The organism is Bacteroides sp. DH3716P, from assembly GCF_025914115.1.
In the GTDB taxonomy this organism is placed as follows: Bacteria; Bacteroidota; Bacteroidia; order Bacteroidales; family Bacteroidaceae; genus Bacteroides; species Bacteroides ovatus.
This window is the reverse complement of sequence record NZ_CP083673.1, coordinates 6,164,504-6,189,870: the sequence shown is the minus strand read 5'-3', so window position 1 is coordinate 6,189,870 and position 25,367 is coordinate 6,164,504. Positions and strand designations below refer to the sequence as shown.

The following is a 25,367-nucleotide window of genomic DNA, read 5'->3' as shown; positions in this document are numbered from 1 at the left end:
TTTCCAGTTAACACCAACTAGAAAGAGCTTTTTTATTATAACTAAAAGTTATGGCACAAGGCTAGGTGTTGAGTCGTATATAAGTGCCATAAAAAATATATATCGACAATCTGGTTTGCTTGTGTGATGATATTTTTCTCTCAACCTATTCTAGCACAAGACATAACCTTACAATTAAAGAATGTTACTGTAAAAGAAGCGATAGAAGCTTTACATAAGACCAAGAATTATTCAGTTGTAATCAAATCTTCCGAGATCAACATGAGTAAGAAGGTGTCAATCAATGCCAATAATGCGCCTATCAAGGTCGTTTTGGATCAGATATTCGTGGGACAGAATGTTAGCTATACCATCAACAGACATAGCATCATCATCAGTAAAAAGTCCGATACCAGCCAGCAAAAGTCCGATGAGAAAAAGAAGCAGACAATCACCGGGGTTGTCTATGACGAAGAAGGAAATCCCGTTATCGGTGCTTCGGTGATGAACAAAGAAACCGCACAGGGAGCAATTACCGACTTGGATGGAAAGTTCTCTCTGGAGACTTCCATTCCTTCGACTATTGATATTTCGTATGTAGGCTATGAGGTAGCGACAGTTCATGTAAAAGACGGTCAGACTAAGACAATCCGTCTGGTACCTTCCAGTCTGATGATTGACGAAGTAGTTGTAGTGGGCTATGGTAGCCAACGCAGAAGTAATCTGACAGGTGCTGTATCCACCATTTCAAGCAAAGAACTGAACAACCGCCCGGTAGTATCTGCCGCCAATGCATTACAAGGAGCCGATCCGTCTGTAAATCTGACTTTCGGCACCGGTTCTCCCGAGTCCGGCTATTCATTAAACATTCGCGGAGGGATCTCTGTCAATGGCGGTACGCCATTAGTACTTTGCGACGGTGTAGAAGTTCCACTGAACCAAGTCAATGCAAATGACATCGAGTCGATTTCCGTATTGAAAGATGCATCTTCATGTGCCATTTATGGAGCAAAGGCCTCTGCAGGTGTGGTACTTATCACCACCAAATCGGGAAGTGCTGCAACAAAAGGAAAAGCCAAAATCAGCTACAACGGTCGATTTGGATGGACACAGAACACGACTTCCACTGATTTTATCCGTACCGGATACGATTATGTCACTTTCGCCAACAAGTTCTACCATGCATACAATGGCGTGAATATGTACTTGTACGAAGATGAAGAGCTCCAGAAACTCTATGACCGCCGGAATGATATGACTGAGAATCCGGAACGTCCATGGGTGGAAATCGGAGAAGACGGGAAATATTATTATTATGGAAATACGGACTGGTATGGATACTTCTACAATCGTACCCGCCCACAGATGGAACACAATGTCTCTATCACCGGAGGTGGCGAAAAGGTGAATTACTATATCAGTGGACGTTACTACCAGCAATATGGTATGTTCAACATCGACAAAGACCTTTATAAGGATTATTCGTTCCGTGCCAAAATGGATGCTCAACTAAACAAATGGATCAAATGGTCGACAAATATCGGACTGGATAATAACAATTACAATTATAACGGTACTTCCAACTACGCAATGACTATTGCCCGCCTAGAATCAAATATCAGTCCCTCATTCGTCCCCTTCAATCCGGATGGAACGATTGTGCAATATACCAACCAACTTTATGCCAACTCTCCCTTGGGAGCCGGTGACGGCGGATACCTAACGTCACGAAGAGGTCATAACAGCAAATCCAGAACACTCTTGTCCGTTGTCAATCAGATTGACATTACGTTACTACAGGGACTGACTCTGACCGCCAACTACAGTTACCAACAAAGAAAGCAATTGTACCGTTATCGCAACAATTCATTTGAGTATTCACGCAGTCAGGGAGTGACACAAACTTTCACTTCCGGAAGTATCTTTAATAATTATGAGGAAGACGAATCTTTCCCTGTTACTCACATGTTGAACTATTATGCAACATTTGAACATTCATGGGCAAAGAAACACAATCTTAAAATAGTGGCAGGTAGCCAGTATGAGACTTACCGCAATGTCAACAAAAACACTTCTATGACTAACCTGTCCAATGATAACCTCGACTCCTTCTCGGCAGTAACTCCTGAAAGTGTACTTACCGTATCACAAGATATCAGCGCCTATAAAACGCTTGGTTTCTTCGGCCGTATCAATTATGATTACATGGGTAAATACCTGCTCGAAGTATCCTGTCGTGCCGATGGTTCTTCCCGGTTCGCAGAAGGAGACAGATGGGGAGTTTTCCCTTCAGTATCTGCCGGATGGAGAATCTCCGAAGAGAACTTTTTCAAACCGGTAAGCGACTGGTGGAGCAGCCTGAAGTTACGCGCATCCGTCGGTAGCCTGGGGAACCAGCAGGTAGATTATTACGCTTATCTGGAGACAATCACTTCGGACAATCAGTTCAGCTATACTTTCGACGGAGAAGGCAAAGCATATTACGCAAAGATTTCCAACCCGATTTCTTCCGGACTGACTTGGGAAACCGTTACAACCTACAATGTCGGATTGGATATGTCATTCCTTAGAAACCGTTTAAGTATGAGTGCCGACTATTACGTTCGTAAAACAACAGATATGCTAACTACTTCATTGACGTTACCGGATGTATACGGTGCTTCCACCCCAAAAGCCAACTGTGCCGACTTACGGACAAACGGATGGGAATTATCCGTTTCATGGAACGACTCGTTCAAAGTGGCCAATAAACCTTTCAGGTATGGAATACAAGCTACATTGGGAGATTACCAACGGACAATCACCAAATACAATAATCCGGACAAACTGATCTCCGACCATTATGTAGGCAAGAAGATGGGAGAAATCTGGGGATACCATGTAGACGGATTGTTCAAAACAGATAAGGAAGCAGCAGAATATCAGGCAAAGATCAATGACAAAGTCGTGAACGGACGTGTTTATAGCAGTAAGGTCGACGGTTATCTGCGTGCCGGTGACGTACGCTTTGCTGACTTAAACGGTGACAATGTGATTGGGGCCGGAGCTGGAACAGTAGACGATCCTGGTGATAAACAAATCATTGGAAACACAACTCCCAGATACAGTTATTCTTTCCGTCTGGATGCGAGCTGGAACGGTTTCGACGTATCCGCTTTCTTCCAGGGAATTGGTAAAAGAGACTGGTACCCATCTTATAGTACCACCTCACAGGGAGCAAATTCATTCTGGGGACCATATTCTTTCCCTTCTACCTCATTTGTAGAAAAATCATTTCCGGAAGACTGCTGGACAGAAGACAACAGAAATGCTTTCTTCCCACGTATCAGAGGTTATCAATCCTATTCAGGCGGTTCACTCGGCACCGTAAACGACCGATATATACAGAATATCGCTTATCTGCGTTTCAAGAATCTCTCTATTGGATATACACTGCCTATCAGTAAACGTATTTTTGAAAAGGTTCGTGTTTACGTATCGGGAGAAAATCTATACTATTGGTCGCCTCTGAAGAAGCATAACAAAACTATCGACCCGGAATTGGCAATCTCCAGTAGCACTTACTCATCCAACACGGGTTCGGGATATGCTTACCCGCGTGTTTACACTGTTGGAGTAGATATAACTTTTTAATTAATGACTAATCAGATATAGTATGAAAGCTATCAACAAAATAATAATTCTGGGAATGGCCGTAGCCCTATTCAATAGCTGTGACCTGACACTCCTACCGGAAAATGCAGTGACACCAGAGAATTACTTTCAAAACAAATCCGATCTGGAATTATGGACCAATCAATTTTATACCTTACTGGACGAGCCAGATGCTTCAGCCGGTACAAATGCAGATGATATGATCGACAAAGGCATGGGACAGGTAATTGAAGGAACCCGTTCGGCTGCCAGCGAAACCGGATGGTCATGGACCAAACTCCGCCACATTAATTACTTCCTGCAACATTCTTCCAACTGTGATGATGAAACCGCCCGCAATCAATATAATGGAGTGGCCCAATTCTTCAGAGCTTATTTCTATTTCGTAAAGGTACGCCGTTATGGAGATGTACCCTGGTACGATCAAGTGCTGGGTTCGGAAGATCAGGAATTATTAGTCAAAGCCAGGGATTCCCGCGAGTTTGTGATGAATCAAGTACTCAAAGATTTCCAAGATGCCGCTACCAGTTTGCCGACCAAAAGCACAGAAACTCGGAACACAAGAGTCACTAAATGGGCGGCATTGGCATTTGCCAGTCAAGCTGCACTTTATGAAGGGACTTATCGGAAATACCATGGACTGGATAATTATGAGAAATACCTGGAAATTGCAGCAAGCACTGCCCGGCAGTTTATTGACGAAAGCGGCTTCAGCCTGTATAAAGAAGGAACGGAACCTTACAGAGATATGTTCTGTGCCGACAACGCCAAAACCACAGAAGTCGTACTGGCAAGAGCTTATAACTTCGAAGGTTTGCAATTATCACACTCCGTACAATTCAGCATCGCTAACCTGCAAATGGGATTTACCCGCCGGTTTATGAATCACTACCTGATGGCGGACGGAACACGTTTCACTGATAAACAAGGATATGAAACAATGTTTTACACAGACGAGGTGAAAAACCGCGATCCACGCCTGCAACAAACCGTACTTTGTCCGAACTATATCCAAAAAGGAGAAACAACCGTGACCGCCAATGACTTAACTGCTTATTGCGGCTACAGACCTATCAAATTTGTAGGTACCAAAGATCATGACGGAGCCGCTAAAAGTACCTCCGATTGGCCTTTGATGCGAGCAGCGGAAGTCTACCTGAATTATGCCGAAGCCAAAGCCGAACTGGGAACACTCAAACAAGAAGACCTGGATATCTCTATCAATAAAATTCGAGAACGGGCTAAAATGCCGGATCTGAATCTTACGGATGCCAACAGTAACCCTGATCCTTATCTGGCAGCTTGCTATCCGAATGTTGAGCAGGGAACGAATAAGGGCGTCATTCTCGAAATCCGTCGCGAACGTACAATTGAACTAGTAATGGAAGGGTTGAGACAATGGGATTTATTCCGTTGGAAAGAAGGTAAACAAATGTTCAATCATTACGTACCTTACTACGGTATTTATGTTCCCGGAGTAGGAACATACGATATGGATGGTGACGGGAAGCCTGATCTGGAAATCTACGAAACCACAGCGACCTCCCAATGTGATAATAAAAAGAAACTGGATAAGGACATCTATCTCTCCAACGGAACATCCGGTTATATTATCGGATTCCCCAAAGTTACTTATGGCAAAGACTGGAAAGAGGAAAGAGACTACTTATGGCCTATCCCTGCTGACCAGCGCGTACTTACACAAGGCATTCTAACCCAAAATCCGGGTTGGGAAGATGGACTAAGCTACTAACTAACTCTTTATTTATTTCTTCATCAGAAGGTGTATCGGAAGATAATCGATACACCTTCCCATTACTATCGCCTTTCACTAGGCTATCAAATCCTACCACCATGTTAAAACAACTTATCAAATTTTATCACATCAGCACTCCTGCGACTCCTCTTAAAAAAGACAAGAAAAAACTTAAAAGATTGCAGTGGGCTACCTTTCTTTCCGCCACAGCCGGATATGGTATTTATTATGTCTGTCGGCTAAGCCTGAATGTAGTAAAGAAACCGATTGTTGAAGAAGGAATCTTTTCAGAAACAGAGCTCGGTATTATCGGAGCAGTGTTATTTTTCACCTATGCTATCGGAAAATTCACTAACGGATTTCTGGCAGACCGCAGCAATATCAGGCGTTTCATGTCCACCGGACTGCTAATTACAGCCCTGGCAAACTTATGCCTAGGATTCACCCACTCTTTCATTCTATTCGCCATATTATGGGGAATCAGCGGATGGTTTCAGTCAATGGGGACTGCTTCTTGCGTAGTCGGATTATCCCGTTGGTTTGAAAATAAGAAACGGGGATCGTTCTATGGCTTCTGGTCGGCAAGCCACAACATCGGGGAAGCAATGACTTTCATTATTGTCGCCTCCATTGTCAGTGCTTTAGGATGGAGATACGGTTTCATTGGAGCCGGAAGTATCGGAATAATCGGGGCATTAATCGTCTGGAGATTCTTTCATGATTCTCCGGAAAGTGAAGGGCTGCCTGCCGTCAATCATCCACAAATGCAAAGTGAAACAGGTGATGCTGCCGATTTCAACAAGGCACAACGGCAAGCTCTAATGATGCCCGCAATTTGGATACTTGCCATTTCGAGTGCATTGATGTACGTCAGCCGCTATGCCGTAAACAGCTGGGGAGTCTTCTATCTGGAAACCCAGAAAGGATATTCTACACTGGACGCCAGTTTTATCATTTCTATCGGTTCGGTTTGTGGAATTATCGGTACAATGTTTTCCGGTGTCATCTCCGACAAGTTTTTCAGTGGGCGCAGAAATGCTCCTGCACTCATCTTCGGTCTGATGAATGTAATGGCACTTTGTCTGTTTCTATTAGTTCCGGGTGTCCACTTTTGGGTAGACGCGTTATCCATGGTACTGTTCGGTACTGCGATCGGAGTACTCCTCTGTTTCTTGGGCGGATTGATGGCAGTTGACATTGCTCCCCGGAACGCTTCAGGTGCAGCATTAGGAATCGTAGGTATTGCCAGTTACATCGGGGCAGGTATACAGGATATTATGAGCGGTATTCTCATAGGAGGGCATAAAAGCATTGTCGATGGCAAAGAAATCTATGACTTTTCTTATATCAATATTTTTTGGATCGGAGCCGCATTACTCTCCGTCTTTTTTGCTTTATTGGTATGGAATGTGAAATCAAAGGATTAACAGAACTGTCAGTATCATAAAAAACGTGAGTTCTTTTCGTCCTCATATGAATTTATTTCGTATTTTTGCGTGGACATCCCCTTTTTTGATGTTCAGGAAGATAATTTGTTGTTAAAGCAAAGCGAAGATTGATATATGAGTGACGAAATCAACGAGATAACGGAAGGACATTCAGACTACAAACCGGCGGACACGCGGGACGAAAACGTAAAGCATCAGTTAACAGGCATGTACCAGAATTGGTTTCTGGACTATGCTTCATACGTTATACTGGAACGTGCCGTGCCTCATATCAATGACGGTTTAAAGCCTGTGCAACGACGTATTTTACATTCAATGAAACGTCTGGACGACGGACGGTATAATAAAGTGGCTAACATTGTGGGACACACCATGCAGTTCCACCCTCACGGTGATGCTTCTATCGGAGATGCCCTGGTACAGTTGGGACAGAAAGACCTGTTGATCGATTGTCAGGGTAACTGGGGTAATATCCTCACCGGAGACGGCGCAGCTGCTCCCCGTTATATCGAAGCACGCTTGTCCAAGTTTGCGCTGGATGTTGTCTTCAATCCCAAAACTACCGAATGGAAACTTTCTTATGACGGACGAAACAAGGAACCGGTCACTCTTCCTGTGAAATTCCCGTTATTATTAGCACAGGGAGTGGAAGGTATCGCCGTGGGACTTTCTTCAAAAATTTTACCACACAATTTCAACGAACTTTGTGATGCCTCTATCAGCTATTTACGCGGAGAGGAATTCCAACTATATCCTGATTTCCAGACAGGAGGCTCTATCGATGTAGCCAAATACAACGACGGAGAGCGTGGCGGAGCCGTGAAAGTACGTGCCAAGATCAACAAGATTGATAATAAAACGCTTGCTATCACAGAAATTCCATACGGAAAGACGACTTCGACAGTGATCGACTCTATCCTGAAAGCTGTTGATAAAGGAAAGATCAAAATTCGTAAGGTAGACGACAATACGGCTGCCAACGTAGAAATATTAGTGCACCTCGCACCCGGCACCTCATCAGATAAAACGATTGATGCTCTGTACGCTTTCACTGACTGTGAAGTAAGTATCTCGCCCAACTGCTGTATTATCGATGACAGTAAGCCACATTTCCTCACTGTGAGCAAAGTCCTGAAAAAGTCGGCAGACAATACGATGGATTTGCTGAAGCAGGAGCTGGAAATCAAGAAAGGAGAAATTCTGGAATCCCTGCATTTCTCTTCTCTCGAAAAGATATTTATCGAAGAACGCATCTATAAGGATAAAGAGTTCGAGCAATCCAAAGACATGGATGCAGCCTGTGCACATATCGACGAACGTCTGACACCTTACTATCCGACATTTATCCGTGAAGTTACGAAAGAAGATATTCTCAAGTTGATGGAAATCAAAATGGGGCGTATCCTGAAATTCAACTCAGACAAAGCAGATGAACTGATCGCCAAGATGAAAGAGGAAATTGCCGAGATTGATAACCACCTGGCTCACATCGTGGATTATACCGTCAACTGGTATCAGATGCTGAAGAACAAATACGGCAAGAATTTCCCGCGCCACACGGAATTGCGAAACTTCGACACCATCGAAGCAGCCAAAGTAGTAGAAGCAAACGAGAAACTCTATATCAACCGTGAAGAAGGATTTATCGGAACGACCTTGAAGAAAGATGAGTTCGTAGCCTGCTGTTCGGATATCGACGATGTCATTATCTTCTTCCGTGATGGTAAATATATCGTCACCCCCGTTGCCGATAAGAAATTTGTCGGTAAGAACGTTCTTTATGTCAATGTATTCAAGAAGAACGATAAACGTACAATCTACAACGTAGCCTACCGCGACGGAAAAGAAGGAACGACCTACGTAAAACGTTTCGCCGTAACTTCCGTGGTCCGCGACCGCGAATATGATGTGACACTGGGAACTCCCGATTCACGAATTACCTATTTCAGTGCCAACCCGAACGGAGAAGCCGAAATTATCAAAGTGACATTGAAGCCGAACCCGCGTGTACGCCGCATCATCTTCGAGCATGACTTCAGCGAAGTCAGTATCAAGGGACGCCAGGCACGGGGGATAATTCTCACCCGCTTGCCGGTACACAAAATATCCTTGAAACAGAAAGGCGGCTCTACTCTCGGTGGACGTAAAGTCTGGTTCGACCGTGACATACTTCGCCTCAACTATGATGGACGCGGCGAATACCTGGGAGAATTCCAAAGTGACGACTCCATACTGGTTGTACTGAACAATGGTGATTTCTACACCACCAACTTCGATTTGAGCAATCACTACGAAGACAATGTGAGCATCGTTGAGAAATTCGATCCCCATAAGGTATGGACCGCTGCACTTTATGATGCCGATCAACAGAATTACCCGTACCTGAAACGTTTCTGCTTCGAGGCCTCCAACCGCAAACAGAACTATCTGGGAGAGAATAAGAATAACCGTCTCATCTTGCTGACCGATGAGTACTATCCGCGTCTGGAAGTTATATTTGGCGGACACGACAGCTTCCGTGATCCGTTGGATATCGATGCAGATGAATTCATAGCTGTCAAAGGGTTCAAAGCCAAAGGAAAACGCATCACGACCTATACCGTGGATACGATCAACGAACTTGAACCGACCCGCTTCCCCGAACCTGAACAAGAGCAGCAGGAAAGCCCGGAAGAGGAACCGGAAAATCTGGACCCGGACAGTGATAAGAGCGAAGGCGATATTATTGATGAGATCACCGGGCAGATGAAATTATTCTGATGAAGAAAAAACTAATATATCTGGGGCTGACAGGATGCATCCTGTTCGCCCTTTGCACCAGATTACAAGCGCAGATTGACAGTCTGCAAACCCATCGGTATGTAACACGTGCCACCATGTACGGTGTAGGATTTACCAACGTATTCGACACCTATCTTTCACCGCAGGAATACAAAGGAATTGACTTCCGTATTTCCCGCGAGACGATTCGGATGACTAAGTTATTCGATGGAAATGTGTCTGTGCAGAATTTCTTTCAGGCAGACATCGGTTATACCCATAACCGTGCCGATAACAATAACACCTTCTCCGGATTAGTCAACTGGAATTACGGATTACACTACCAGTTTCGACTGACGGAGAATTTCAAATTATTAGCCGGAGGATTGATAGATGCCAACGGAGGCTTTGTCTATAATCTCCGGAACACCAACAATCCGGCATCCGCACGGGCATACGTCAATTTGGATGCTTCCGGAATGGCTATCTGGCATTTGAAAATCAAACGGTACCCGATGGTATTACGCTATCAAGTCAATCTACCGGTGATGGGAGTAATGTTCTCACCGCACTACGGACAATCTTACTACGAGATATTCTCTCTGGGAAATTCGAGTGGAGTGATAAAGTTCACCTCCCTGCACAACCAGCCTTCACTGCGGCAGATGCTCTCGGTCGACTTACCGATAGGATATACAAAAATGCGATTCAGCTATCTGGCTGATTTGCAACAATCCAATGTAAACAATATCAAGACACATACCTACTCGCACGTATTCATGGTAGGATTTGTGAAAGACCTATACCGTATCCGAAACAAAAAAGGAACAGCTTTGCCTTCATCGGTCAGAGCCTACTAAGAGAACAAAATTTAATGTTGAAACTTCAAGTGAGATCAATTAAGAATGAGAAATAAGATTAGACAAATGCTTTGGCTGCTCTGCTGTCTTCCGGTATTGACCGGTTGCATCGGAGAAGAAGACTACGCCAATGATCCTGTAGGAAACTTCGAACAACTATGGAAGATCATCGACGAACAGTATTGTTTTCTGGAAGCAAAAGGTATTGACTGGGATGCCGTTCACGACAAATATAGCCCACTGATTATTCCGACAATGTCTAATGACGACCTGTTCGACATCCTAAGCCAGATGCTATACATTTTAAAAGACGGACATGTCAATCTATCCTCTGCCAAACGTACTTCTTTCTACGATGAATGGTATCAGGGTTACGACTGGAACTACCGGGAAGATATTCTCTATCAAACTTATCTGGGCAGTGCCAGCACAGGATACTATACATCCGCCGGTTTAAAGTATAAAATATTCGATAATAATATAGGATATATTCGTTATGAAAGTTTCAGTTCCGGAGTGGGCGATGGCAACTTGGATGAAGTTCTCCTCTACCTGGCCACCTGCAACGGATTAATCATCGATGTACGTGATAACGGAGGCGGAAACCTGACCAACTCCACCCGCATTGCCGCCCGGTTTACCAACGAGAAAACACTTACCGGATATATACAGCACAAAACCGGACCGGGACATAATGATTTCTCCAAGATGGAGCCGATCTATCTGGAACCATCCAACAGCATCCGGTGGCAGAAGAAAGTAATCATTCTGACCAATCGTCGTTGTTATAGTGCCACCAATGATTTTGTGAATGCGATGCGCAGTTTAAACAAGGACAACGAAGAGAAAAGAATCATCCAGTTAGGTGACTGGACCGGAGGTGGTTCGGGACTTCCCTTCTCATCGGAATTACCTAATGGATGGAGCGTCCGTTTCTCCGCCAGTCCGCATTTCGACAAAAACAAGCAACCCTTGGAAGAAGGTATTGAGCCGGACATTGCCATCAATATGTCTGAATCAGATCAACTTAAGCACAAAGACACTCTGATTGAAAAAGCATTCGAAATCTTAAGTGAATAACTTTATTGTCGAATTATTTGCCAAATCAGAAAATCTTCCTATCTTTGCACCGCTAAACAAAAAAGCTACACATGCGGATGTGGCGTAATTGGTAGCCGCGCCAGACTTAGGATCTGGTGCCGTGAGGCGTGTAGGTTCGAGTCCTATCATCCGCACCAAAAATAAACTATAAGCCTTCAAGATACTATCTTGGAGGCTTTTTAATTAGTTAAACATGAATAAACATCAACTTTGCTGCATCGGTCACATCACATTAGACAAAGTAGTCACTCCTCAAAACACTGTCTACATGCCGGGAGGAACAGCTTTTTATTGCTCACATGCCATCCGCCATTTTAATGATATCGATTATGCGCTGGTAACGGCAGTAGGTGCCACTGAAATGAAAGTTGTAGAGCAGCTGCGCAAAGTGGGTATTAACGTAACTGCCTTACCGAGCAAACACTCCGTATACTTCGAGAACATCTATGGAGCCAATCCGGACGACCGTACCCAACGGGTATTAGCGAAAGCCGATCCGTTCACAGCCAGTCAGTTGAAAGAGATAGATGCGCAAATCTACCATCTCGGCTCTCTGCTGGCTGACGACTTCTCATTGGAAGTAATCAAAGAACTATCTCAAAAAGGGTTGATTGCAGTAGACTCACAAGGCTATTTACGTGAAGTGCGTGACACCCACGTCTATCCGGTGGACTGGACAGATAAGAGAGAAGCCTTGCAATATATTCATTTCCTCAAAGTCAACGAGCATGAAATGGAAGTACTGACCGGTCTTTCCGACCCGCATGAAGCTGCCCGCCAATTATATGAATGGGGAGTGAAAGAAGTATTAGTCACATTAGGCGGCATGGGCTCACTTATCTTCGACGGAAAAGACTTCTATCGTATTCCGGCTTATAAGCCCAGAGAAGTGGTAGACGCAACGGGATGTGGAGACACGTATACCATCGGCTATTTATATCAACGGGTATCAGGTGCCGGCATCGAAGAAGCCGGTCGTTTTGCAGCCGCCATGTCTACATTAAAAATAGAGAAATCAGGTCCTTTCAATGGCAGCAAAGAAGACGTCATTCAATGTATGACCACTGCGGAACAAATGTTTTAAAACAGGAAAGGCATGAACCACACCGGTTCATGTCTGAACTTTTTCAACAGTCTCCTCACCCTTTTGTGTTAAAAACAAGCATCCTCTCTTTTTTCCCAAATCTTTTTTGAATTTCGTTTGTTTCCTTTGTTACTCTCGCCAAAAGACGGCAGAAAAAAGACTTCAACCTAAATAATAACAAATGGAAAAATTTAATGCAATGAGGACTAGACTTTTACAACATCTTCAGAAAAAAGCCATCAGGTCAAGGAGCATCATGACGCTTGTTTGCCTGCTATTGACCTCCACATCGGTCTTTGCACAGACAAAGACGGTGACAGGAACAGTGACGGATGCTGCCAATGAACCATTGATCGGTGCATCGGTACTCGTACAAGGAACTTCCACCGGAACCATCACGGATATGGACGGTAAATATTCAATCTCTGTCACACCGGAGGACGTACTGGCATTTTCATACGTGGGGATGACTTCGCAAACCATTAAAGTGGGGACACAGAACGTCATCAATGTCACTTTAAAAGAAGATTCACAAGTACTAGCCGAAACAGTCGTTATCGGATACGGTAGTGCAAAGAAAAGAGACTTGACAGGTTCTATCACCAATATCAAAGGAGAAGAGTTAGCCAACAAACCGGCAATGAATCCGCTGTCTTCCCTGCAGGGAAAGGTAGCAGGTGTGCAGATTGTCAACTCCGGCCGGGCCGGATCTGATCCGGAAATACGTATTCGCGGAACAAACTCCATCAACGGATATAAACCGCTGTACATTGTCGACGGATTATTCAATGACAACATCAATTTCCTGAATCCGGAGGACATCGAATCTATGGAAATCCTGAAAGACCCGTCATCTCTGGCTATCTTCGGTGTTCGCGGTGCGAATGGTGTCATCATCATTACCACAAAGAAAGCCAAAGAGGGGCAGACGCTGGTCAATATCAATACTTCTTTCGGTTTCAAGAAAGTGGTGGATAAAGTGAAACTGGTGAATGGTTCACAATTCAAGGAACTATATAACGAACAGCTCGCCAATCAAGGAGACGATCCTTTCGATTATACCGGCTGGGATGCCAATACCGACTGGCAAGACGAAATTTTCCAGACTGCTTTCATTACAAACAATAACATCAGTATTACAGGGGCTTCGCCCAAACATAGTTTCTACCTGGGAGTGGGCTACTCTTACGAACAAGGAAACATCGAGCATGAAAAATTCAGCAAGGTAACCATCAACGCAAGTAATGATTATAAGATTACGGACTTTTTGAAAGTCGGTTTCCAATTCAACGGAGCACGTATGCTTCCTGCAGATTCCAAACAGGTGTTGAATGCCCTGCGTGCAACTCCTATCGCTCCGGTATATAACAACGAATACGGATTATATACGGCTCTGCCCGAATTCCAGAAAGCGCAGATCAACAACCCGATGGTAGACGTCGAATTAAAAGCGAATACTACCAAAGCGGAAAACTACCGGGCATCCGGTAATATTTATGGTGAGGTAGACTTCCTGAAACATTTCACGTTCAAAGCGATGTTCTCCATGGATTATGCGTCGAACAACGGACGGACATATACACCGATCGTAAAAGTATACGATGCCGCTGTCAACGGAGGGATCTCTACTTTGGGAACAGGCAAGACCGAGGTCAGCCAGTTTAAAGAGAATGAAACAAAAGTTCAGAGTGACTACCTGTTGACATACACCAACAGCTTTGATAATGGAAATCATAACCTGACAGCTACCGCCGGTTTTACTACCTATTATAATTCGTTGAGCCGATTGGACGGAGCACGCAAGCAGGGGGTCGGACTGGTTATTCCGGATAATCCGGACAAATGGTTTGTCAGCATCGGCGATGCAGCTACCGCTACCAATGGAAGTACTCAATGGGAACGCAGTACATTATCCGTACTTGCACGCGTGATCTACAACTATAAAGGCAAATACTTGTTCAACGGTTCTTTCCGCCGGGATGGTTCTTCCGCTTTCTCCTACACAGGAAATGAATGGCAGAACTTCTTCTCGCTGGGTGGAGGTTGGCTGATGTCCGAAGAAGAATTTATGAAAGACATCAAATGGCTGGATATGTTGAAAATCAAAGCATCTTACGGTACGTTAGGAAACCAGAACCTGGATAAAGCCTATCCTGCCGAACCCTTATTGACCAATGCTTATTCGGCCGTATTCGGTAAACCGTCCATCATTTATCCCGGATACCAGCTTGCCTATCTTCCTAATCCTAACCTGCGTTGGGAAAAAGTAGAAGCCTGGGAAGCCGGATTTGAAACGAACCTGCTTCGCAACCGCTTGCATTTTGAGGGTGTTTACTATAAGAAGAATACCAAAGATTTGTTAGCCGAAGTTCCCGGAATTTCCGGAACTATCCCTGGTATCGGAAACTTGGGAGAGATCCAGAATAAAGGAGTGGAAATGGCTGTCACCTGGCGCGATCAGATTGGTGATTGGGGATATTCCGTCAGTGCCAACCTGACTACTATCAAGAATGAGGTAAAAAGTCTTGTTCAGGAAGGATACTCCATCATTGCCGGAGATAAGCAGCAAAGTTACACAATGGCAGGTTATCCTATCGGATATTTCTATGGTTATAAAGTGGCAGGCGTTTATCAGTCACAAGCAGATATTGACGCATCACCCAAAAATACACTGGCTACCGTTACCCCCGGTGACCTGAAATTCGCCGATGTGAACGGTGACGGAGAAATCACCCCAGAAGACCGTACCATGATAGGTAACCCGACTCCAAAGGTCACTTACGGTTTTTCTCTCGGAGTAGACTACAAGAATTGGTCGTTAGGCATCGACATGATGGGACAAGGCGGAAACAAGATTTTCCGTACATGGGATAACTACAATTTTGCCCAGTTCAACTACCTGGAACAACGCCTGGACCGCTGGCACGGAGAAGGTACGTCCAACACCCAACCGTTGCTGAACACCAAACATTCCATCAACAACCTCAACTCTGACTATTACATTGAGAACGGTAGTTTCTTCCGTATCCGTAATGTACAGTTAGCTTATACGTTCGACAAGAGCTTAATTGCCAAAATACGTCTGCAAGCCCTGAAAGTCTATGTCAACATACAGAACCTGAAGACATGGAAACATAATACCGGATATACTCCCGAACTCGGAGGAACCGCCACCGCTTTCGGAGTAGATAACGGTAGTTATCCTGTACCTGCAGTCTACACCTTCGGTATCAACCTAACATTCTAGTGGCAAGGTGCCACTGCCAGTTTTCCATGCGGAACACAACTTTAATCTTTAAAACTATCATTATATGAAACTGAATAAATATATATTTGCAGCCCTTATTACTTCAACTACATTATTTCTAGGCAGCTGTAGTGACTTTCTGGATCGTAGTCCACAAGGACAGTTTACGGAAGATGATAATCCGAACGCTCTGGTCAACGGTAAGATTTATAATGTCTATACGATGATGCGTAACTATAATGTGACAGCCGGTCCTCCTGCTTTTGCCATCCACTGTTTCCGTTCGGAAGATTCGGAAAAAGGAAGTATCGCCAGCGATGGCTCTGATGTAGCCGAAATGTATGATGATTTTGTGTATACACCGACCAACGGCCTACTGGGTGCTTATTGGGGACAGAATTATGCCATCATCTACCAATGTAATGAGATTCTTGATGCCATTGCAGAAAAAGAAACAGCCGGACAAACAGAAACTGAAGACATCATCAATAAGGGAGAGGCCTCTTTCTTCCGTGCTTATTGCTACTTCAATCTGGTAAGAGCTTTCGGCGAAGTTCCTTTGGTGACTTATAAAATCAACGATGCTTCGGAAGCCAATATCCCGAAGACAAGTGCTGATAAAATCTATGAGCAAATCGACAAGGACCTGAAAACAGCAGAAGAGTCATTGCCGGAAACATGGAGCAGCGAATACACCGGACGACTGACTTGGGGAGCTGCCCGTTCCTTACATGCGCGTACTTATATGATGCGCAACGACTGGAACAATATGTACACAGCCTCCACCGATGTCATCAAAAAGGGGCTCTACAACCTAAAGACTCCGTATAATGAGATTTTCACGGACGATGGTGAAAATAACGGAGGTTCTATATTCGAGTTGCAATGTACAGCTACTGCCGCTCTTCCTCAAAGTACCGTTATCGGCAGCCAGTTCTGTGAAGTACAAGGTGTACGCGGAGCAGGTCAATGGGACTTGGGCTGGGGATGGCACATGGCAACAGAGTATATGGCGCAAGCATACGAACAGGGTGATCCACGCAAAAACTCTACCCTACTCTACTTCCGCCACTCGGACAGCGATCCTATCACACCGGAAAACACCAACGAACCATACGGCGAGTCTCCGGTTTCCCCGGCAATGGGTGCTTATTTCAATAAGAAAGCCTATACCGACCCGGCATTACGTAAAGAATATACCAATAAAGGTTATTGGGTAAACATTCGTCTGATCCGCTACGCAGATGTACTGCTGATGGGAGCCGAATCAGCTAATGAAAAAGGTATTCCGGGTGAAGCAATCGACTATTTGGAACAAGTACGCGCACGCGCCAGAGGCACCAATACCAATATATTACCTAAAGTGACGACTACCGATCAGGGAGAATTGCGTGAGGCCATCCGCCACGAACGCCGTGTGGAATTAGGGTTGGAATTCGACCGTTTCTACGACCTCGTTCGTTGGGGCATTGCAAAAGAAGTGTTGCACGCAGCCGGTAAAACCAATTATCAGGACAAAAACGCACTGCTTCCACTGCCGCAGACAGAGATCGACAAGTCTAAGGGAGTGTTGGTACAGAACCCCGACTACCAATAAGAAAGTTCCTCGGTGCCGAACGGTTGTTTCCTCGGTGCCGAAACTACTGTTCCTCGGTGTCGAACAATGTCCTCCTCGGTGCCGAACATTCAACGCATCAGGAGGACTTTATATGAATAGAGATAAAAGCAACTATAATAATATGATATACAAAAAGTTAAGTCTATCCGTCCTGTTGTTTGCCGCAGGTTTTCTAACCGCGTCGGCACAAAAGTCGCCACAGGATATGGATCGTTTCATCGACGCATTGATGAATAAAATGACGCTGGAAGAAAAAATCGGACAGTTAAACCTTCCTGTCACCGGAGAGATCACTACGGGACAGGCTAAAAGCAGCGACATCGCCGCAAAAATCAAGAAAGGCGAAGTGGGAGGATTGTTCAATCTGAAAGGAGTAGAGAAAATACGTGAAGTACAGAAACAAGCTGTGGAAGATTCCCGGCTGGGTATTCCGTTATTGTTCGGGATGGACGTTATTCACGGATACGAAACGATGTTCCCTATCCCGCTCGGTTTGTCTTGCACCTGGGACATGACAGCCATTGAAGAGTCTGCCCGCATTGCGGCTGTAGAAGCAAGTGCTGATGGAATCTCATGGACTTTCAGCCCGATGGTGGATATTTCACGTGACCCTCGTTGGGGACGCGTATCCGAAGGTAGTGGCGAAGACCCGTTTCTCGGTGCCATGATTGCCGAAGCAATGGTGCGCGGCTATCAGGGGAAAAACATGGAACGGAATGACGAAATCATGGCCTGCGTAAAACACTTTGCGTTATATGGGGCAGGCGAAGCCGGCCGCGACTATAACACCGTGGATATGAGCCGCCAACGAATGTTCAATGATTATATGCTGCCGTATGAAGCAGCCGTTGAAGCGGGTGTAGGCAGCGTGATGGCTTCTTTTAATGAAGTAGACGGTATTCCGGCCACTGCCAATAAATGGCTGATGACGGATATTCTCCGCGGACAGTGGGGATTCAACGGTTTTGTGGTAACTGATTATACGGGCATTTCAGAAATGATCGACCACGGTATCGGTGATCTTCAGACAGTATCCGCCCGTGCCATCAACGCCGGAGTGGATATGGATATGGTAAGCGAGGGTTTTGTAGGGACACTGAAGAAATCCGTTCAGGAAGGAAAAGTCTCTATGGAAACATTGAATACGGCTTGCCGTCGTATTCTGGAAGCCAAATATAAACTGGGATTGTTTGATAATCCTTATAAATATTGCGATCCGAAACGTCCGGCACGCGACATCTTTACCAAAGCCCATCGTGATGCAGCCCGCAGAATTGCAGCAGAAAGTTTCGTTCTTCTAAAGAATGACAGTCCCGACGGTAATCCGAACGGAAATCCGTTGTTGCCTTTCAACCCTAAAGGAAATATTGCAGTAATCGGTCCGTTGGCAAACAGCCGTAGCAATATGCCGGGTACATGGAGCGTAGCAGCTGTGCTCGACCGTTGCCCTTCTTTGGTAGAAGGATTGAAAGAGATGACAGCCGGAAAAGCGAATATCATGTACGCTAAAGGAAGCAACCTGATTAGTGATGCAAGTTACGAAGAACGGGCAACGATGTTCGGCCGTTCCCTGAACCGTGACAACCGCACCGACCAGCAGTTACTGGACGAAGCATTGAACGTAGCCCGTCGGTCGGATATCATCATCGCAGCGCTAGGCGAATCTTCTGAAATGAGCGGTGAAAGCAGCAGTCGTACAGACTTGAATATTCCCGACGTACAACAGAATCTGTTGAAAGAGCTTTTAAAGACAGGCAAACCGGTGGTACTGGTGTTATTCACCGGACGTCCGCTTACGCTGAATTGGGAACAGGAGCATGTGCCTGCTATTCTGAATGTATGGTTCGGAGGTAGTGAAGCCGCTTACGCCATTGGTGACGCCCTCTTCGGTTACGTCAATCCGGGTGGTAAACTGACTATGACTTTCCCGAAGAATGTCGGCCAGATACCTCTTTATTATGCGCATAAAAATACCGGACGCCCATTGAAAGATGGCAAATGGTTCGAGAAATTCCGCAGCAACTATCTCGATGTGGATAATGATCCGCTTTATCCGTTCGGTTACGGCCTTTCTTATACGACGTTCTCTTACAGTGACATCGACTTGAGTCATTCTTCCATGGACATGAACGGTTCGTTGACCGCGGCAGTGGAGGTTACCAATACCGGAACATGGCCCGGCTCGGAAGTGGTACAGCTTTATATCCGCGACGTTGTGGGTAGCAGTACCCGTCCCGTCAAAGAGTTGAAAGGTTTCCAAAAGATATTCCTGGAACCGGGTGAAATGAAGATTGTCCGTTTCAAGATTGCTCCGGAAATGCTTCGATACTATAATTATGACTTGCAACTGGTTGCCGAACCGGGCGACTTTGAAGTGATGATCGGTACGAACAGCCGTGATGTGAAAACCGCGAAGTTCACGTTAAACTAAACTTTTATCACCTTGATTATGAACGATAAATATAAAAGAATAATAGAAATGAGTGCACTTCCGCTCATGTTACTATTTCTATCCGCCGTTGCCCTGACTTTCCAGAGCTGTAAAGGGAAAAGCAAAAGCAACAACCTTTCCGCAGCCACCGACTCGTTATCGGACGACGCCCTGATGGATACCGTCCAGCGACGGACTTTCCTCTATTTCTGGGAAGGTGCCGAGCCGAATAGCGGCTTGGCTCCCGAACGTTATCATGTGGACGGCGTTTATCCAGAAAACGATGCCAACGTAGTCACTTCCGGCGGCAGCGGCTTCGGCATCATGGCTATCCTTGCGGGAATCGAACGCGGTTACGTCACCCGCGAAGAGGGACTGGCACGAATGGAACGCATCGTTTCTTTCCTCGAAAAGGCAGACCGTTTCCATGGAGCCTACCCTCATTGGTGGTATGGTGATACGGGCAAGGTGAAACCATTCGGTCAGAAAGATAATGGGGGCGATCTGGTAGAGACCGCTTTCCTCATCCAAGGGCTACTGGCCGTACACCAATATTACGTCAACGGAAACGAGAAAGAGAAAGCCCTCGCCCAACGGATCGACCAGATTTGGCGGGATGTCGACTGGAACTGGTATCGGCAAGGCGGGCAAAACGTTCTTTACTGGCATTGGAGTCCGACGTATGGCTGGGAAATGAATTTCCCTGTACACGGTTACAACGAATGTATGATTATGTATATTCTTGCCGCCGCTTCTCCTACACACGGAGTACCTGCGGCTGTCTATCATGACGGTTGGGCACAGAACGGAGCCATCGTTTCTCCGCATAAAGTGGAAGGAATCGAGTTGCACCTCCGCTATCAGGGCACCGAAGCCGGACCGCTTTTCTGGGCTCAATACTCTTTCCTCGGACTTGATCCGGTGGGACTAAAAGATGAATACTGTCCCAGCTACTTCCACGAAATGCGCAACCTGACACTGGTGAACCGTGCTTACTGCATCCGCAACCCTAAACATTACAAAGGTTTCGGACCGGATTGTTGGGGACTGACTGCCAGCTACTCCGTCGATGGATATGCGGCTCATTCGCCCAATGAGCAGGAGGACAAAGGAGTAATCTCCCCTACCGCCGCGCTTTCATCCATTGTCTATACACCGGAATATTCCATGCAAGTGATGCGCCATCTATATGGTATGGGAGATAAAGTGTTCGGTCCTTTCGGATTCTACGATGCTTTCAGCGAAACGGACAATTGGTATCCGCAACGTTATCTGGCTATCGACCAGGGTCCTATTGCTGTCATGATCGAAAACTACCGGAGCGGATTATTGTGGAAACTCTTCATGAGCCATCCCGACGTACAGGCCGGATTAACCAAACTTGGTTTTAACACCAACAAGCAAGACGTGAGACAGAAATAAGAGGGAATCTCGGTGTGCGGAAGTGGTCTACTGACCACCTCCACCACCGGTGTTTCCACCTCCTCCGCCGCCACCTTTCACATCGTCATTGTCGATGCTTCGTGCGGCTTTCTTCACACTGGCTTTCAACTCTCCAAGCCGATAGCTAATACTGAAACCGTAATACCGGCTCGGATATTTGCTCGAACTCTTCGAAATAAAGTTAGCTCCTTCTGTGTGGTTATTGTAAGTTCTGTATTTCTCCAGAACATTGCTGCAATAAATATTCAAAGAAAGACGTTCTTCTTTCAGGAAAGAACGGCTCAATCCCAAACTATAATAACTATATCCTGAACCTTTTCCCTGCAAACTGATTCGGGGTGTGCTACCTCCGCCGTTCAGGCTCAAACGTACTTTTCCCGGTAAGGTCTGCTGAATTCCTCCATAAGCAGAAGCATTCCATCCATAATTGTGCAACTCTTGGGCAGGACTCCGCAAATCGCTATAATTGCCACGTCCATTGACGTAAATTCTCGTTTTAGGAGAAGCGTTCCAGTTCAAATAAAAGTTCAATCCTGTTTCCCGGCTCTTTCCGATATTACCGTATGTGCTATACAGTGCACCGTAGGGAGCTTTATGCCCATCTTCAAAGATTTCTCCGTCTTTATCAGTAATCAAACGGCTGATTCTTTCAATTCCATTGTTATTGAAAGAATGACGCAAAGAAAGATTGATGTTGAACTTGGACGTAAAACTGCTGTAAGACAAGTCGAACGAATGACTCTTCTCACTCTTCAGGTTCGGATTTCCCTGATTGATAAACATCGGATTCTGATTATCGAAATAAGGATTCAAATTCCAGATACCCGGACGCCAGATACGCATATTATATCCACCACGCAAATTCTGCGTCTTTCCTAGTTTTATTCCCAAGGAAACGGAAGGAACCAGATCACTAAAATTCGAATCAAAGTTCTCGCCCGGACCCACCAGATACTTCACCTCTTGTATGGTTTGCTCATAACGTAATCCCGGTTTGAAAGTAAATCCCTTGTATTTCAGCGTATATCCGGCATAAGCAGAGAGAATATGATTCAAATGACGGTACTCGCTACTACGATTCTCATTATATGCATAGTTTTCACTTGCTCCCTCGGCTTCATAAAACCGATTATCACTGGAGTTACGTCGGAAAATATATTTGGCACCGGTTTCAATTGTATGCAGCTTTCCAATCGGAGTAGTATAGTCCACCTGGAAAGTCTGCTCCATCGTATTTGTCTTTCCGTCCGAATGGAAATTCTTTAATGACAATTCTTTAATGATATCCAGTTTATTCTCATCAGGCTCGATGTCCAGATAAGTATTATATGAATCATTCGTTTGGGGTTGGGAATTGATTTTATAAGAAAACGTAATCATCCGTTCTTTATTTTTTCGGGAAGTACGTTGATAGTCTATATTTCCGTTGATAGAATACCATGACCCTTTTCCATGATTGTCGGTTCTATAACGGTACGCAAAATCCTGTCGATCAGCTCCGTGCATAATCGTATTTCCGCCACTGTTACTTTTGTCACTGCTACCGTACATTCCGAAAGCCACGGTCAGCAACCTCAACGTATCAATCTCGTAACTGGCTTCCAAATTGCCATACTGGAAATTCCCTTTCGACTTGGAGCTACTTTCCGATTCCAGATATTTTTCATTCTCTTTATCCGGTTCGTAGTTTTCGCGATAACTGTCGGAATAGCTGCGCGGGCTATTATTATAATTGTAGTTATAGTTGGCAGAAACAGTCAGTTTACCTTGTTTCACCATTGCGTAAGTGCCGGCACCTACTCCGTTATTATTAGCATTTCCTCTGAAAGTAGCCGTGTATCCTTCAAATCCGGAACCTACTGTGACGATATTCAGAATACCTCCGATACCTTCCGCATCATATTTAGCTCCCGGTGAAGTTATCACCTCAATATATTTGATCGTGTTTGCCGGCATACTTTTCAGTACTTCCTTCGGATTATTACTCATCATATTATTGGGCTTTCCATTTACATGTATCTTGAAACTGCTACTGCCGTTTACTTGTACATTGTCTTCTCCATCCACCGTTACCAAAGGCACTTTCCGAAGCATCTCCAATATACTGTTCGATTTTGAGTCCGGGTCATCTTCAATATTATATTCAATCTTATCCACATCTACCTTTACCAAAGGTTTTTGTGCAACTACCTCCACTCCTTTCAATACGTTATTGGCCTCTGAAGAAATCATTGTGCCCAAGTCAACCTCCTTCACGGACGGTTTTAGAGTAAATTCCTTTACTATCGGCGCTTTACCAATCGAAGAAATAGTGATGATGTAATTGCCCGCAGCGACATTCAGTTTCTCCTGAAATTTACCATTCGCCCCAGTCACCGCCATCTTGACTGCTTTATCCGGAGCATTTTTCTTTGCTATTTTGATGGTAGCATACGGTTCTCCCTCTTGTGTTAAAGAATCAATAAGTACTCCTTTGACTGTATAAGAAGGAGCTGTGGATTTTTGTGCCCACCCCGCCGCCACGGAGGTAGCGAATACGAATAGAATTAGTAGTAACAGTCTGTGTTTCATGACTAGAAATATATTAGTTTATGTTTATTAGACGCAAGACATTCAAAAATGCTGCAAATTCGAGAGCCAAAAGTAGTTGGTTTATCTACACTTACGAATTTTTCGGAGTTAAGAATATAAAACGAATGGATAAAAAATCTTACTACAGTATATTTCTAGTATTTTTAAACATTTCTATTTAGGGATATCTTTAAATATATCTATTCATGGGCATCTTTAAATTTTCTATTCAAGAGTACTTTTAGACATTTCCGCTCAACGGTATCGGTTATTCCTTATTTAAAAGGAGATAGAATGGTATTTACCGTCGTATCAACCATATCAGCCGCCTTAAGTGAGCGCAGATTCTTCCAACCCAGCAGGTACTAAAGTTCTCTTCATATTTCGTGAACACTTTCTCACAATCCCGGAGCCGGCTGTTTTGCCTTTTCATAGCTGTTTGTATCTCTTTCATTCGAGCTATTTGCTCTCTTTGATACAAGAGTTCTTTGTCTTGACAGCCAATAATTTCAGCATATAAGTTACAGATATTTGCTTTTTCAATACATAGGTCTTCCAATGTGTCGATATACTCGGCTGTAACTCGATCCTTATTCTGATGCAGGAATCCGATAAGGCTTTCTTCATCAACAGTGGTGATACCTTTCTCATACGACATTGGGAATCTTTTCATATCCGCCCAAAGCCAGATTACTTCTTTGTTGATTCCATACTTGGCCGCCGCTTCTTCTACGCTAATCCATTTTGGCATAATGCTTTTGTTTTAATGTGTTCCACAATAAAAATGGAGTATTATTTTGTTTATGTGGCACAACGGACATCCACGTTTTCTGTATTTCGGGCGGACGGGGAATTGTTTAGGTTAGACTTTTAGGGGTAATCATAACCGACCGGACACAAAAAAGACGTGAATGCTGTTGCACCATTATCCGGAATCAAGGCCTAGCGAAACCCTCCCAAAAGATAATAATGACAACAGACACCCACGTCAATCGTTTATATATAACACATCTTTTACGGATATGTTGATATAAGCCGTTAACGTGGAACATCTGTCGCATCATCTCTCCTTGGTTTAAATCGCTAGATTCTGATTCCGAGAGATAACACTTACATATTCCTAATTTAAGTAATATATAGCGCCTCCCGCTAATTTCATCACGCTGATGAGCAGAAAGCGTGTGACAAAGATATACATATTTTTTTAAATGTGGTGGAAATATGGAAATAAATGCTGGAAGTTATGTATATTCAGCAAGCCAGCTCAATTATAATTCTTGGGGATTTGGTTCAGGACAGCCATATCCCTAAAAATTGATTCATTCCCGTACGGGTTTGGCTCATTCTCTGTACGGTTTTGAATAAAATAATGGAGTATTCTGGAAACGTTGTGGTAAATCTGAAAAAGATGATTG

At 44.6% G+C, this 25,367-nt stretch carries 13 protein-coding genes and 1 tRNA gene; 12 read left to right on the top strand and 2 right to left on the bottom strand.

The genetic code is table 11. The features are described 5' to 3' along the window. Window positions 1–126 precede the first annotated feature (126 nt). From KQP79_RS23775 to KQP79_RS23720, 12 genes are all read left to right on the top strand, one after another. The gene (locus tag KQP79_RS23775) at window positions 127–3,612 is read left to right on the top strand and encodes a TonB-dependent receptor (RefSeq protein ID WP_138344005.1); all 3,486 of its coding nucleotides are present in this window, start codon (window positions 127–129) and stop codon (window positions 3,610–3,612) included. Window positions 3,613–3,634: 22 nt separating this feature from the next. Next, entirely contained in the window at window positions 3,635–5,386 is a 1,752-nt protein-coding gene (locus KQP79_RS23770; RefSeq protein WP_004309594.1) for a RagB/SusD family nutrient uptake outer membrane protein, read from the top strand. Window positions 5,387–5,487: 101 nt separating this feature from the next. Continuing rightward, the gene (locus KQP79_RS23765; RefSeq protein WP_004309593.1) at window positions 5,488–6,816 is read left to right on the top strand and encodes an MFS transporter; all 1,329 of its coding nucleotides are present in this window, start codon (window positions 5,488–5,490) and stop codon (window positions 6,814–6,816) included. Window positions 6,817–6,951: 135 nt separating this feature from the next. Further along, window positions 6,952–9,597, top strand: coding sequence for a DNA gyrase/topoisomerase IV subunit A (locus KQP79_RS23760; protein WP_004309592.1), 2,646 nt, complete (start codon window positions 6,952–6,954; stop codon window positions 9,595–9,597). Further along, the gene (locus tag KQP79_RS23755) at window positions 9,597–10,457 is read left to right on the top strand and encodes a DUF3316 domain-containing protein (protein WP_008642868.1); all 861 of its coding nucleotides are present in this window, start codon (window positions 9,597–9,599) and stop codon (window positions 10,455–10,457) included. Before KQP79_RS23760 ends, KQP79_RS23755 begins: the two co-directional genes overlap by 1 nt. Window positions 10,458–10,502: 45 nt before the next feature. Next, the gene (locus KQP79_RS23750; protein WP_008649432.1) at window positions 10,503–11,537 is read left to right on the top strand and encodes a S41 family peptidase; all 1,035 of its coding nucleotides are present in this window, start codon (window positions 10,503–10,505) and stop codon (window positions 11,535–11,537) included. Between the two features lie 73 nt (window positions 11,538–11,610). Further along, window positions 11,611–11,695: transfer RNA gene (locus KQP79_RS23745), tRNA-Leu, on the top strand. Between the two features lie 56 nt (window positions 11,696–11,751). Continuing rightward, window positions 11,752–12,642 (top strand): carbohydrate kinase family protein, encoded by an 891-nt coding sequence (locus KQP79_RS23740; protein WP_008642866.1) that lies wholly within the window; start codon window positions 11,752–11,754, stop codon window positions 12,640–12,642. Between the two features lie 181 nt (window positions 12,643–12,823). Further along, entirely contained in the window at window positions 12,824–15,889 is a 3,066-nt protein-coding gene (locus tag KQP79_RS23735; RefSeq protein ID WP_138344003.1) for a SusC/RagA family TonB-linked outer membrane protein, read from the top strand. A 64-nt stretch (window positions 15,890–15,953) separates the two neighbouring features. Further along, a complete protein-coding gene (locus tag KQP79_RS23730; RefSeq protein WP_009039765.1) occupies window positions 15,954–17,486 on the top strand; it encodes a RagB/SusD family nutrient uptake outer membrane protein in 1,533 nt (510 codons plus the stop codon). A 142-nt stretch (window positions 17,487–17,628) separates the two neighbouring features. Continuing rightward, window positions 17,629–19,938 carry a beta-glucosidase BglX gene (gene bglX, locus KQP79_RS23725; protein ID WP_061448010.1) on the top strand — a complete coding sequence of 770 codons (2,310 nt, stop codon included), beginning with the start codon at window positions 17,629–17,631 and terminating at the stop codon, window positions 19,936–19,938. A 48-nt stretch (window positions 19,939–19,986) separates the two neighbouring features. Further along, the gene (locus KQP79_RS23720; RefSeq protein WP_004305180.1) at window positions 19,987–21,360 is read left to right on the top strand and encodes a glucoamylase family protein; all 1,374 of its coding nucleotides are present in this window, start codon (window positions 19,987–19,989) and stop codon (window positions 21,358–21,360) included. Between the two features lie 27 nt (window positions 21,361–21,387). Here KQP79_RS23720 and KQP79_RS23715 read toward each other — a convergent pair whose 3' ends face one another. Continuing rightward, complete coding sequence (locus tag KQP79_RS23715) at window positions 21,388–23,952, bottom strand: outer membrane beta-barrel family protein (protein ID WP_008649428.1); 2,565 nt, start codon at window positions 23,950–23,952, stop codon at window positions 21,388–21,390. A gap of 301 nt (window positions 23,953–24,253) precedes the next feature. Next, on the bottom strand, window positions 24,254–24,703 hold the full coding sequence (locus tag KQP79_RS23710) for a hypothetical protein (RefSeq protein WP_004305184.1): 450 nt from the start codon (window positions 24,701–24,703) through the stop codon (window positions 24,254–24,256). Window positions 24,704–25,367: the final 664 nt, after the last annotated feature.

Coding starts and splice junctions, on each gene's coding strand:
- KQP79_RS23775 (WP_138344005.1), top strand. CDS start 127: ATGATATTTTTCTCTCAACCTATTCTAGCACAAGACATAACCTTACAA.
- KQP79_RS23770 (WP_004309594.1), top strand. CDS start 3,635: ATGAAAGCTATCAACAAAATAATAATTCTGGGAATGGCCGTAGCCCTA.
- KQP79_RS23765 (WP_004309593.1), top strand. CDS start 5,488: ATGTTAAAACAACTTATCAAATTTTATCACATCAGCACTCCTGCGACT.
- KQP79_RS23760 (WP_004309592.1), top strand. CDS start 6,952: ATGAGTGACGAAATCAACGAGATAACGGAAGGACATTCAGACTACAAA.
- KQP79_RS23755 (WP_008642868.1), top strand. CDS start 9,597: ATGAAGAAAAAACTAATATATCTGGGGCTGACAGGATGCATCCTGTTC.
- KQP79_RS23750 (WP_008649432.1), top strand. CDS start 10,503: ATGAGAAATAAGATTAGACAAATGCTTTGGCTGCTCTGCTGTCTTCCG.
- KQP79_RS23740 (WP_008642866.1), top strand. CDS start 11,752: ATGAATAAACATCAACTTTGCTGCATCGGTCACATCACATTAGACAAA.
- KQP79_RS23735 (WP_138344003.1), top strand. CDS start 12,824: ATGGAAAAATTTAATGCAATGAGGACTAGACTTTTACAACATCTTCAG.
- KQP79_RS23730 (WP_009039765.1), top strand. CDS start 15,954: ATGAAACTGAATAAATATATATTTGCAGCCCTTATTACTTCAACTACA.
- bglX (WP_061448010.1), top strand. CDS start 17,629: ATGATATACAAAAAGTTAAGTCTATCCGTCCTGTTGTTTGCCGCAGGT.
- KQP79_RS23720 (WP_004305180.1), top strand. CDS start 19,987: ATGAGTGCACTTCCGCTCATGTTACTATTTCTATCCGCCGTTGCCCTG.
- KQP79_RS23715 (WP_008649428.1), bottom strand. CDS start 23,952: ATGAAACACAGACTGTTACTACTAATTCTATTCGTATTCGCTACCTCC.
- KQP79_RS23710 (WP_004305184.1), bottom strand. CDS start 24,703: ATGCCAAAATGGATTAGCGTAGAAGAAGCGGCGGCCAAGTATGGAATC.